Annotated in this window: 11 protein-coding genes; all 11 read left to right on the forward strand. The window is 50.2% G+C overall.

The features are described 5' to 3' along the window. Nucleotides 1-139: 139 nt before the first annotated feature. The 11 genes from MHH82_RS12330 to MHH82_RS12380 all read left to right on the forward strand — a co-directional run bounded on the left by MHH82_RS12330 (nt 140) and on the right by MHH82_RS12380 (nt 12498). The gene (locus tag MHH82_RS12330; RefSeq protein WP_015734683.1) at nt 140-1606 is read left to right on the forward strand and encodes a serine/threonine protein kinase; all 1467 of its coding nucleotides are present in this window, start codon (nt 140-142) and stop codon (nt 1604-1606) included. 28 nt (nt 1607-1634) lie between these two features. Continuing rightward, entirely contained in the window at nt 1635-2738 is a 1104-nt protein-coding gene (locus MHH82_RS12335) for an SAF domain-containing protein (RefSeq protein ID WP_340965858.1), read from the forward strand. A gap of 54 nt (nt 2739-2792) precedes the next feature. After that, a complete protein-coding gene (locus MHH82_RS12340) occupies nt 2793-3500 on the forward strand; it encodes a hypothetical protein (protein ID WP_015734685.1) in 708 nt (235 codons plus the stop codon). After that, nucleotides 3497-4366: a hypothetical protein gene (locus MHH82_RS12345; protein ID WP_340965861.1), complete on the forward strand. Its 870-nt coding sequence runs from the start codon at nt 3497-3499 to the stop codon at nt 4364-4366. The genes MHH82_RS12340 and MHH82_RS12345 overlap by 4 nt, the downstream gene beginning before the upstream one ends. Next, nucleotides 4353-6263 (forward strand): ATPase, T2SS/T4P/T4SS family, encoded by a 1911-nt coding sequence (locus tag MHH82_RS12350; protein WP_340965862.1) that lies wholly within the window; start codon nt 4353-4355, stop codon nt 6261-6263. Before MHH82_RS12345 ends, MHH82_RS12350 begins: the two co-directional genes overlap by 14 nt. Then, the gene (locus MHH82_RS12355; protein ID WP_340965863.1) at nt 6253-8325 is read left to right on the forward strand and encodes a hypothetical protein; all 2073 of its coding nucleotides are present in this window, start codon (nt 6253-6255) and stop codon (nt 8323-8325) included. The genes MHH82_RS12350 and MHH82_RS12355 overlap by 11 nt, the downstream gene beginning before the upstream one ends. 82 nt (nt 8326-8407) lie before the next feature. Further along, entirely contained in the window at nt 8408-8866 is a 459-nt protein-coding gene (locus tag MHH82_RS12360) for a hypothetical protein (protein WP_009596009.1), read from the forward strand. A gap of 24 nt (nt 8867-8890) precedes the next feature. Then, nucleotides 8891-9286, forward strand: a complete 396-nt coding sequence (locus MHH82_RS12365; RefSeq protein WP_235201886.1) for a hypothetical protein — start codon at nt 8891-8893, stop codon at nt 9284-9286. A 5-nt stretch (nt 9287-9291) separates the two neighbouring features. After that, nucleotides 9292-9846, forward strand: a complete 555-nt coding sequence (locus tag MHH82_RS12370) for a hypothetical protein (RefSeq protein WP_015734690.1) — start codon at nt 9292-9294, stop codon at nt 9844-9846. Then, nucleotides 9833-10822, forward strand: coding sequence for a hypothetical protein (locus MHH82_RS12375; RefSeq protein WP_015734691.1), 990 nt, complete (start codon nt 9833-9835; stop codon nt 10820-10822). Before MHH82_RS12370 ends, MHH82_RS12375 begins: the two co-directional genes overlap by 14 nt. A 122-nt stretch (nt 10823-10944) precedes the next feature. Beyond that, nucleotides 10945-12498 carry an ABC-F family ATP-binding cassette domain-containing protein gene (locus MHH82_RS12380; protein WP_036665385.1) on the forward strand — a complete coding sequence of 518 codons (1554 nt, stop codon included), beginning with the start codon at nt 10945-10947 and terminating at the stop codon, nt 12496-12498. Nucleotides 12499-12548 lie beyond the last annotated feature (50 nt).

A 12548-nucleotide genomic window follows, 5' to 3' on the forward strand; every position in this document is an offset into this window, starting at 1 on the left:
GTGTTTTGTTCTATAATGATTCCAAAATTAACCAACGGCAACTAAAGGGAAAGCATCCCGCTATGATCACGTTTCAGTGATAGAGCGGAGTGCTTTCCTTTTTTTGTTGTGCTTGTAAGTCAGAGGAGAGGGCATTGAGATGAATCAGCCTTGCAAATTGGTGCATGGGGATGTATTGGGTGAGCGTTACGTCATTGACCGCGTCATCGGCGAAGGGGGCATGAGCTGTGTATATCTGGCCGAAGATCTGAAGCTGCCTGGGAAGCAATGGGCGGTGAAGGAGACTTTGTCTGAACCGGGTATGCAGCGCACCGTTCAGGATGAGGCACAGCTTCTGATTAAACTGAGCCATCCGCGTCTGCCGCGCATCGTCGATTTTTTTCGTGATGAGGACAACGGCTATACCTATTTGGTTATGGATTACATTCAAGGCATGACATTGGAAAAATATTTCCGGGGTTACCGTGGGAACGTGAATCCGGACTTCATCATGGAGCTGACAGAGCAGCTGCTGGACGTCCTGGAGTATCTTCACCTTCACGAGCCCCAAGTCATATTCAGGGATTTAAAGCCTTCGAACATCATGCTGACCGATCAGCTGGAAGTCCGACTCATCGATTTCGGAATCGCGAGAAGCTACAAGTATGATAGCGGCGAGGATACGGTCAAGCTCGGCACGGTCGGATTTGCGGCACCGGAGCAATACGGAGGCAGGCAAAGCGATGCCAGATCGGATTTGTACGGATTGGGGGCGCTTCTGCTTTATCTCTCGACCGGCGGCAAATTCAGCGAATGGATCACGGGAGTGGAGCGCCATATTCGCGGCGATTTGCCAAGAGAGTTAGTGCCGGTTATCCGAAAGCTGCTTCAATATGCTCCGGAGCATCGATATCAATCGACAGCTGAAGTTCGGTCCGCGCTGAAGCGGCAGCATTCGATTTCCGCGAATCTATCTGCGGTCCAAACCAGCACGGTGCCCGGGACGCTTGTTGCGGCCGTACTAGGTGCATCATCCGGCGTAGGAACCACGCATAGCTGCATCGCCTTCGGACATTTCCTTGCTTCAAGGTACGGAAAGGTAGCCGTCGTTGAAATGAGCGCCAAATCCACCTCGTTCAGCCGCATACAGGAAATAGCGGAGGGCGGAAGGCTCGGCTCTATCCGCAAATTCGAGATTAACGGGATCCACTTTTGGCGCCAAACAGCGAGGACGGAAGTGATTTCGCTGCTCGGGGGCAGTTACGATGCGGTTGTATTGGATTTGGGGGCGTACAGGGACAGCGAAAGGCTGGAGGAATTCCTGCGGGCCGATCTGCCGATTGTTATCGGGTCGGGAGCGGAGTGGAGGCGGCATGATGTGGCAACGCTGGCCCGAATGCTGTCCAGGCACCCGCAGCCGGGCCGGATCTATGCCCTGCCCCTTGCCGGAGAAGAAACGATTCAGGAGATGAGGAAAACGCTAGGCACGAATAAGGTTTATGCCTTACCCCTGCAATTGGACCCTTTCGAAATACCTGACAGCAGTCGGCAGGCGTTCGCCCGGCTCTTTCAGGACTACTTGCCGCAGGCTGAACGGAAGCGAAGATTCAGGTTTTTAAAGAATTGACCGCATTTGAACTGAAGGAGATGAAGCCATGCCGATTATCAGGAGGCGAAGCCGCAAACTGATATTTGCCGGACTTGCCGGCGCAGCCGTAACTGGGGCTGTATGTGCCGGCGCCATGTTGTATTATGTGCACGGCTCTAAAGAACAGCGGCACGTGGAGCGCACCCAATACGAGCAGCGAATCGCGGAGCTTGAAGAGACCCAGCTGCAGCAGCTCAATTCGATGCAGGCGGCATGGGTCCCGGTAAGAGATATTCCGCCTGGTCATTTCATTGAGGCCAAGGACATCAAGGAAGTGCGTTTGCCGTATGACGGCACGTCCGGCAATCTCTTCTCGGGCAGGGAAGAGATCGCGGGGAAGGGCGCCAAGATCGAGCTGCTTCAGGGAATGCCGATTACCGGCGCGATGCTCTTTGAAGAGGAGCCGACTCGGCCCGATCTCCGTCACCGGGAGATGAAATCCGTATATCTGCCAAGCGACTTGCGCAAGGGGGATGTCATTGATGTTAGAGTCCAGTTTCCAACCGGACAGGATTACATCGTTTTATCCAAAAAGAAGATTGACAGGCTCCAAAATCCGGCATTTTGGACAACGTTAAGCGAGCAGGAAATCTTATTGCTCTCCAGCGCATTGGTTGACGCTTATCTGCATGATGCTACGCTCTATGCGCTTACCTATGTAGAACCCGAGCTGCAAGAGAGAGCGATTCCGAACTATCCGCCGAACGCGGAGGTGACGAAGCTGATTGCAAGCAACCCGAATATCGTGAAGAAAGCCGAGAAGCAATTGGAGCTTACGCTCCGAAACACGCTGGAAGATGATTTAAGCAAACTCCAGCCGAGTCAGCAGGCGCAAGTGTCCGACATGCCTCCTAATTCCGCCTATGCTGGCGGAGCCAGGAGTCCGGATTCTTGGAGCCCGGCATCCCATATAAATCCCCCTGCAAAATCCGCTACCGGAACGAGTTCCGATGGCATTCTCCCGGACGATGACGTGAATACGGAGGTTACGCTTCGGGAAGAGAAGGCTTCGGAGGCCGAGCAGATTTTGGGGTCAACCGGGAGGATAGATTCCCAGAACGGCAGTGATAAGACACCGCCAGAGGCTGATTTCATATTTTCGAGTCAGTAGAAATGACAACGTGAGCCCCGGAGAACAGTTGGTAAGCGAAGGAGTGTAACCAAAGTGAAGAGGTGGATATTTTCGGGCATCTGTGACAAGAGCGATATGCTCCTATACATGTGCAAAATACTAGCCAATGGAGACAGCAGGGTGCTGCTCGTCGATGGCGCGATAGATGCGAAGTACAGACATTGCATTAGCGTAATGCATCCACAGCTGCCGGTCATGGAGTTTGCCGGTTTCGACGTGGCAACAGGATTTGGGAGTTATACGTCACTGATGGATTATCTGGAAGAAATGAATGAGAAGAAATATGACTATATTGTGATGGACGTGGAGAAGCCGCAATTTATGGACAAGGATCAGTGGGATACGGCGGATGCCCATGTTTGGGTCAGCGGATTCGAAGTAACGGGATTGCGAAAGAGCGCGGCCTTGCTGGATGAACTAAGAGCCGCAAGAACAGATGACCCGCTGCCGCCTTTCCATCGCGTATACGTACAGGTTATCGAAGACCTGGCGGACGGGTCCTATATTGAAGGCTTTATGGAGGATAGCCGGATTCAATGGCTGGGCCCCCCTGTGAAGATGCCTTGGGATGAGTTGTTTTTTGCGCTGAAAATAAAAAATGAACATGCAGGTAGACTGGGCATCAAGCCATTGTCACGACAGTATAAGCGGTCGCTTACCGAACTGATTCGGATCCTGACGGAGATGGAGCAGCGGCATATCCGCCGGGCGTTTAGGCAAGCGGGAAGGAGGCATGCATGAGTCTGATTGCTGTATGGAGCCCATTAAAAAGCGGGAGCGGCAGCACGCTGTTGGCCGCATGTTTACCGATCGTATTGGCGTTTGAATACCAGGTCAAAGTGCTGCTTGCCCATGGTGGACAAGCAGGAGAACGAGTGGAACAGGCCTTTGCGCTGAAGGAGGAAGCGTTCGATTATATGGCGGCGTTTCAGGATACCGGATTGGATGCCCTCGAACGGCTCAATGCAAGCGGGAGGCTGAATCCGGATAATGTCCGCAATTATGCTCTGCCGCTGCTGTCTGATCGGCTAGATCTTTTGTGCGGACCGAAGCCGACGTCGGCCAATGATTTCAGTGCTTCTAGACATGCGGAAGGCGTGAATCGAACTGAACTGATGGTCAAGGTCTTGGCGTCCTCCAAACGAAGTTATGACGTTACCGTAGCGGATGCCGGCAATGGTGTTCCTCGAGCTGCGGATCGTGCAATACTTCAAGCGGCAGACTTGATCATCGTTGGATTGAATCAGAATTTGCATGTCCTGAAGAGAGAGCTTGAGAAGGAAAGACTTCCTCCGGAGCTGAAGGAAAAAGACTGCTTGTACATGATCGGCAAATATGACCGGGAGAGCAGCTGCACACTGCAAAATATGAAGCGCCGCTTTGGAATCAAAACGATGGCGGTTGGCGTTCCGTATTGCTCCCGCATGACGGATGCATGGAATATGAGTTCGATTATTCCCTACATGCAGCGCAACCGTGGGGGCGCGGACCTCAAAGGTTTGAATTCACTGTATAATGCCGTCCGTCAACTGGCTGAAGCGTCGGCTGAACAGCTCGGACTTCCGACCGGCCGTTCGAAAGCGGGGGGCCTGCATGCTTTTGGGTAACGCCTTGAACACGATGTGGATCATCATCCTGGTTTTGTTAGTCATGCTGTTTATCTATCTGCGTTATATGGATACCCGTAAACCGGCGGCTGCTATTACGCGGGGCTCGGATCCTTATTCGATCGAAGCCATGACGGCATTTGTTAAGGAAAGCCTGCATCAGCTGACGCACAGCCAATTGTCTGATTTAGGGCTGCACGAAGAAGCGTATCGCCGCAGGCTGAACAAGCGGAGCGAGTTGCGAAGCGCGCTCAAGGGCTGCGTATCCGGTGATGCGATGGACAAGGCGTACGTTAAGGATTTTTTAAAGCAGCTGCTTGTCAAGGATTTGGGATTGAACGAGTCCAACATTGATGCAGCCATTCCGTTTGAAAGCCTAACCGAATTAACGGCCCAGGATCAATTCGAGATTCTCTTGTACCTGTACCAGCAGCGGCACGGGGAGGATGCTTTATCCGTACTTCTGGAGACATACGATCTTGCGCGGCCTCGCGTCATTCCCGGTTACGGGGAGGGCAGCGTTTATGCGGTTACCGCGGAAGACATTGCTTATATTTATGAGTCAGAGCAGCGTGCGCTTCTGTTTCAGGAGAAGCTGGATATCGTCGTTCAGCGCATTTATCAGCAGTACAAAGGATTTTCCGTCGTGGATGAAATCAGGGATCAGCGGATTGACGGGATCAGTGGGGGAGTCAGCGGCGTTCCCGTCGACCGCGACAGCGGACAGAATACCTTTTACGGACCGGATGATTTTTTGGGGCTAGGTCTTTCGAATGCCGAATTGCCTGCATCAGGCTGTGAGAGCGTTTGGATTTTTTACCGGGGTGTTTCGCTTCATCTTGCTTTTTTATCGTTTGGTTCGATGCTGGAGCTTAAGCGGGTATGTCAAAACATATACAAATATAATCATCCGGGACAGCTGTCGGAAGCCAGCGGTTACAAAGTGAATGAGATGAAGGATGGCTCCAGGGTTGTTGTGGTAAGGCCACCGTTTGCCGAATCCTGGGCATTTTTTGTACGCAAGTTCGATTTGCCCAAGGCTACGCTTGATCAATTGATTACGGGGAGCGGCTCCGAGCTGGTGATCGGTTTATTGAAATATTTGATGAGAGGCAGCCGGATTACGGCGATTACCGGTGCTCAAGGATCAGGAAAAACCACGCTGCTGATGGCAATGGTTGGCCATATCTATGCCTCCTATACTCTCCGGGTTCAGGAGATGGCCTTCGAGCTTCACTTAAGGAAAATCTACAGCCGCAGGAACATTCTCAGCTTCAGGGAAACGGAGCATATCAGCGGACAGGCAGGGCTGGATCTGCAGAAGAAAACGGACGGTACGGTCAATATCCTTGGTGAGGTCGCCAGCGACGAGGTTGCGTCATGGATGATACAGATGTCTCAAGTAGCAAGTCTGTTTACCGTATTTACCCATCATGCCAAGACATTCAGGGATTTGGTTCAATCCCTGCGCAACTCCCTGCTCAAGAGCGGCGCGTTCAGGCAAGAGCACATTGCCGAGCAGCAGGTGGTCAGCGTGATCAACTTTGACATTCATATGAGAAGAGACGCTTTCGGTAACCGTTACATAGAGCGAATTACAGAGTGCATTCCGGTGGATAAGGGGGCTCTGCCGCAATTCGAAGCTTCTACGGAAAATAATTGGAAGAGCAGCATGGAGGAGTATTTTCATTTAAGTGCAGAGCATATGCGGAGACTGAACGAGGACCGCTGCTATGTGTCCCGCAATGTGATTGAATACCGGGACGGTGCATATATTGCTTGCGCCAAACTATCCGAAATCAGCATACGCGAAATGACCGAGCAGATGCATCCGGAGGATGCGGAGGAATTCAGAATATTTCTGGACTCGGGCTGGGGGGAACAACGTGGCCTCTAAAGACGTGTTAATCCTGATATTCATTACATCCCTGACGCTGTTCTCGATTACGTTCGGTTTGGTGTCGTGGATGTCCAGAAGACGAGGAAACCGTGGGAATTTTGCCGGAAGGTTCGATGCGGGTGAAGGAAAACCGGTTCGCGGTATATACCGCCAATGGTTCCAATTGGCTTATATGTATGGAGTGAAACTCCCGCTCGTCCAATCGTATATCAAACGGATCAGGCAGAGAATCGCGATCATCCATCCTTACGATGAAATTTCGCTTCGGTATGAGACGGTGAAGCTTGCCTGCGCGATTACAGGGATTATCGGGTTAACTGCCCTGCTGCTGATATGGAGTCATCCGGACCTGGGATTTATCGTGATAGTCATCCTTGCCGCCGTGGTTATTAACAATATGCTTGTTGAGATGTTCATTAACCGGCTGGAGCGCAAGCTGCTTGTTCAATCGGTTGAATTGTTCTCCCTCGTCCGTCATCAGTATCAGCAGCATGGAATGGTCGAGGAGGCTTTGTATGAAGGGGCAGAGACTTCGGGACATGAAATCTCCATACATGCCCATCGGATCTATAATGCCCTCGTATCCCAAGATCCTAATGATGAGCTGGAGCGATATTATGAGGTAGCGCCTAACCGGTATTTAAAGGCGTTTGCGGGCATTTCCCATCTAGTGATGGAGTTTGGCGATCATGCGAGAAAACAAGGCTCTATTTATCTTCTTGGGCTCAGCGGATTGACCAAGGAAATCCAATTGGAAATATTGCGAAGAGACAAGCTTGATTACTTGATGAAGGGTTTGAATGCAATTGCGCTGGCCCCGGTTTTTTTTACCAAACCGATCGAACGGTGGGCGAGAAGCAGTTTTCCGTCAATGGATGAGTTTTACATGAGCAAGCTCGGATTTGTGACCAAGATATCCATTTACGTCATTATCCTGATTTCTTACATCCTGCTCCAGAAGCTCCAGCAAAATCGGGAAACCGATTACCGGGCAGTAACACGCAAAGTGACGTGGGAAGAAAGAATGTACCGAATTCCTATTATTCGCTGGCTTGTAGGGATCATGACCCCGATCCCAGGCACGATGAAATATGACAGCCGGGTTCGGCTGCTGAAGGAGAGCAATGCGAAAATCAAATTCGAGTGGCTGTATATCAGAAGGGTAACGTTTTTTTTCCTCGGTTTCTTTTTAGCGCTGTCGCTGGCCGTTGGACTGCATGTACAGTCTAGGCATCATTTGTTATATGTCCCCGTTCCATTAAATCATTCTCTGTTCGGACAGATGAATGATGTTGAGCGCTTGCAGGCAGAGGAGACTGCCCGGCGGGATCGGGTGATCATGGAGCAGCTGCAAATGTCAACGAAAGCAACGCATGACCAGATCCAACAGGCCGTAAGAGATACAGATTCTGTTGGTTTGACCAAGGAACAAATTGAGATTGCAGCCGATCGAATCATGACCAAGCTGAAGCGGTATGATAGCGAGTATTTGAAATGGTGGGAGCTGTTGCTCTCCTTCATGGCAGGTATTGCAGGTTATGGGGCGCCACTGTGGCTGCTGTATTTTCACCGGAAAGTGCGAAACATGGAAATGCGGCATGAAGTATATCAATTTCAGACGGTCATATCGATCCTGCGCGGTATGGAGCGAATCACGGTTGAAGTTATATTGGAATGGCTTAACCGGTTCGCCGTTATTTTCAAGGTTCCCATTCAAAAAAGCCTGCTTCACTATGAACATGGCGCGCAGTTGGCTTTACTGGAGCTGAAGGAAGACGTCTGGTTACCCGAATTTCAACGGTTGGTGGACAAGCTGATCCTTGCGGTGGATAAAGTTCCGATCAAGGACGTATTCGACGATCTCGACGGGGAGATGATATTCAGCTTCGAGCAGCGCAAGCAGGAATATGAAGCGATGATCGACACGAAAGCCGCATGGGCGCGGATGATCGGTTTTACTCCGATGTATGCGCTGATCTTTATGTATCTTGTCATTCCGCTGATCGGCATGAGTTTCTCCCAAATGGAAACGTATTATGAGCAAATTCAACGACTTTGAAGTAATACAAGGCCTGAGCACTACTGAAACGATAATCACTAGGTTCATATAAAAATCAATAAGGGAAATGAGGGAGATTTCAATGAATAACGCATCATCCGCATTAAAGGTTGCAGCAGGCATATTTTTGACCATTGCCCTGATTACGATCGTTGTCATTTTGTTTATTTCGGCCCAGGAGGCAACCAAAACCGCCCAGAACAATTTTTCGGATATACAGACGGAGCTGTCCCAGGCAGCCTTTACCGTGTATGACGGAACGACGATCAGCGGTTCTCAAGTTACGAATGCACTGCGCAAATATAAGGACAAGGATCAGTTCGGCGTTTTCATTGCAACAGGTAAAAATAAAGCAGGGCAATGGTACGGCAACGTACTGGAGTCGGACGGATCGATTCTGAATCCGGATTCCAGGCAAGGGAATATCAACCTCGTCATGGATGAGAAAAGCCCGGAGTACGTCAACCCAAGCGGGAAGTTTAGGGCGACCATCGTGAAAGACAATTCCAACGTGATCCGGGGAATTAAATTCGATCAATAGTTATGAATAGAAAGGTGACTAATCTTGCGAGATGCAACAATAAGCATGCTAGAATTGGCTGCGGGGGTGGCGTTGTTTCTCGGCGCATCCTTGTATGCTTTCCATATTCAGGCAATGGTTGGTAGCGGGATAACAGCCGCGGACCGAATGACTCAAGAGCAGCATGCCGGAGTGACAACCGTAAAGATGACTAACGAGAACGGGAAGCTGACCTATGTAGGAAGCGAAGTCTTGTTTACGCTGCGAGAATTAGAGGCAGGCGACTTTACCGTTGATGTGGATGGAACGGTGTTCCATTCAGGCAGTCATCCGGAGGAGCTGGATGTTTCGATCATCGACTTGAACGCACGGTATCATGCGGAGTACATTCGGGGAGCGGATGGGGAAATAGAACGGATCCAGTTTGTAAAAGCGAGGTAACAACCATGTCAAATTCGGTTTCGAAATGGTTTGCGGCATTTCTGGCGCTCCTTCTGTTATATTTGGTTCCCGCTGGCGAGATGGCAAGAAGACAGGATGATCTGTCACGACTCATCGTTTATCAATCCGTTACCAAATTCGTAGACAGTGTTCGCACTAAGGGATATATTACCCCGACCATGTACAATGACTTCCTTCAAGAGTTGGCGGCGACAGGGAACATTTACAATGTCGAGATGGAGCATCATCACAAGAAATACCACCCGGAATATGCCGATCATTCGGATCCCGGATCATTCTTGAACCGTTATTCCGTCGTATATGATGCTTATTATCAGGATGATCTGATGGGGTATCTGTTCCCGGACTCGAATCTGGATAAAAGCGATGATAGCCGCCGCTACCGTCTAACTGCCGGCGATCACTTTCAGGTTAGCGTCACCAGCTTGAATCGCACACCCGGATTGGTGATATTCGATGCGTTGACAGGATCCAATTCAGAAGGAACAGCAGCTATCGCATTCCCATACGGAGGATTGGTTCTGAATGAAGATTACTGATCTTGCCATCGTGTTTACTGCCGTGTTCTTCCCCATGTTTCTCATCCTAGGCATGCGCGCCGAGAGCCTGGAGGATGTCCGGTTTGCCGAGATGAAATATACGGGTGCTCTGCGCACGGCCGTTCAAGACGGCGGGATGAAACTGAACGATAACGAGACGCAGTCCAAGGAGTCGGCTTATGATTCCGTGAAGTATATGCGTGCGGATAAAGAACAAGCGCTGGAGTCATTTTCCCGGACATTGTATATCAACATGGGGATCGGAGATGACAAGGCTGCACAAGCTGCCTTATGGTGGTATATTCCTGCCATCGTTGTGCTGGACTATGACGGGTATTATTTGTTTGTATCACAGCCCTATGTTGACGATGACGGCGAGGAGCTTATGGAGCATCGATGGACTCCCAAAATTCCTTATGCCTGGAATGACGGCAGCGGCAACAGCATTCAGTTTACGCTGGATTCTTACGTTCAGGTATATGAATCCAATTCCTCTATCTGGCATTCTGGATTTCGGGAGGATCTCATTGGCAGAACAGGCGTGGCTTTGTTGGATCATGAGGATGTGTTTGAACAAGTCCGGCGGATCACCATCGTGAATACGGTTCAAGAGCGTCTTGCCTATTACATACAGCGCCACAATCAAGTTGCGCTGCGGAACGGAATCTCTTATACGTTCACGCTGCCTTTGATTTCCCAGGAAGAGTGGGTAAATACGATTGACGATATCGGTATGATGGCTTTCATTCAAGGCATTCCCATGGGCGAACAATATTACAATAACTACGCGCTTGGAGGCGGCCGACTCGTTAAAGCTCCGACCTATTTCGGCGCGGTGGATGACAGGGGGCTCCCCTATTATTATCGGGATACCTGCTCATTCAACGATCGGGTGGAGGAGGTGTTTCCGAGTGCCAAGGAAGCAGCGGCAGCCGGTTATCATGAGAAAAGCTGTTATAATCCCGGTGTCCCGTGATCCCCGAAAATCGTAGTTTCGGCCAGACTCGATGATGTGTTACAATAAACTCTTGACTGTGTACAATTCGCTAAATTAACATGAAATAAGTTCATTTTATACAGACAGGAGTTACTATAGCCATGAGTTTATTGACCGTAGAGAACGTATCGCATAATTTCGGGGATCGTACTCTATTCAAGAATGTATCTTTTCGTTTGCTGGCCGGAGAACATGTCGGTCTTGTCGGAGCAAACGGCGTAGGCAAATCAACGCTAATGAATATTTTGACGGGTCAGCTGCTTAAAGACAGCGGCAAGGTAGAGTGGACGCCGAAAATCCGTTACGGATACTTGGATCAGCATACCAAGCTGACACCGGGCAAAACGGTGCGCGATGTACTGAAGGATGCCTTTCTGCCCCTGCTGGAGCTGGAAAAAGAAATGATGGAAATCACCAATAAGATGAGTGATGCGACTCCTGAAGAGCTGGAACTTCTGCTCGAACAGATGGGCGAGATTCAGGAGCAGCTGGACATCGGGGATTTCTACATGCTGGACGTAAAGGTTGAAGAAATGGCGAACGGTCTAGGGTTGTCCGTGATTGGCCTGGATCGCGATGTGGCGACATTAAGCGGTGGGCAGCGCACCAAGGTGCTGCTGGCGAAACTTCTGCTTGAGAAGCCTAACGTTCTTCTATTGGACGAGCCTACCAACTATCTGGATGTTGAGCACATTGAATGGCTGACTCAATATTTGAAGCAGTACCCTTATGCGTTCATTTTGATTTCCCATGATACGGAATTTATGAACCAGGTGGTCGACGTCATCTATCATTTGGAATTTGCGAAATTAACGCGTTATACAGCGAACTACGAGAAGTTTCTGGAAATGGCCGATATCAACAAGAATCAGCATATCGATGCCTACGAGAAGCAGCAAGAGTTCATTAAGAAACAGGAAGACTTCATTCAGCGGAACAAGGCCCGCTACTCCACGTCCGGCCGAGCAAAGAGCCGGGAGAAGCAGCTGGATCGCATGGAACGGATTGACCGTCCTGAGGAAGCGGCTAAACCCGTGTTTAACTTCAAGGAAGCCCGCGCCAGCGGTAAAACGGTATTTGAGGGCATTGATTTTGAGATCGGCTACGATCGGCCATTGCTTCCCAAAATGAGCATCATGATCGAACGCGGAGAGAAGATTGCCATTGTCGGATGTAATGGCGTGGGTAAATCAACGCTGCTCAAGACCATCTTAGGGAAAATCCCGGCCTTCTCGGGCAAGACATATCAAGGGGACTTTCTCGTGCCCGCTTATTTCGAGCAGGAAGTACGTCCGGGGAATATCACGCCGATTGATGACGTGTGGAACGAATTCTCACATTTGAACCAGCACGAGGTTCGTGCGGCCCTTGCTCGCTGCGGACTCAAAAACGAGCATATTACCCGTCCGATGAAGGCGCTTAGCGGTGGCGAACAGGCAAAAGTTCGTCTGTGTAAACTTCTGATGCGCGAGAGCAACTGGATTCTGTTTGACGAACCGACAAACCATCTTGACGTTGTGGCCAAGGAGGAACTAAAACGTGCCTTGAAGGAATACAAAGGCACCATCTTGTTGGTTTCCCACGAACCTGAATTTTATGAAGATTGGGTAACGAAGATCTGGAACGTCGAAGATTGGTCCAACCAGAACGCTTGACCCAATTGACGGATCACAATCCAGCGCACAAGTTGGATGATGAACCTGAA

Source organism: Bacillus sp. FSL K6-6540, assembly GCF_038007545.1.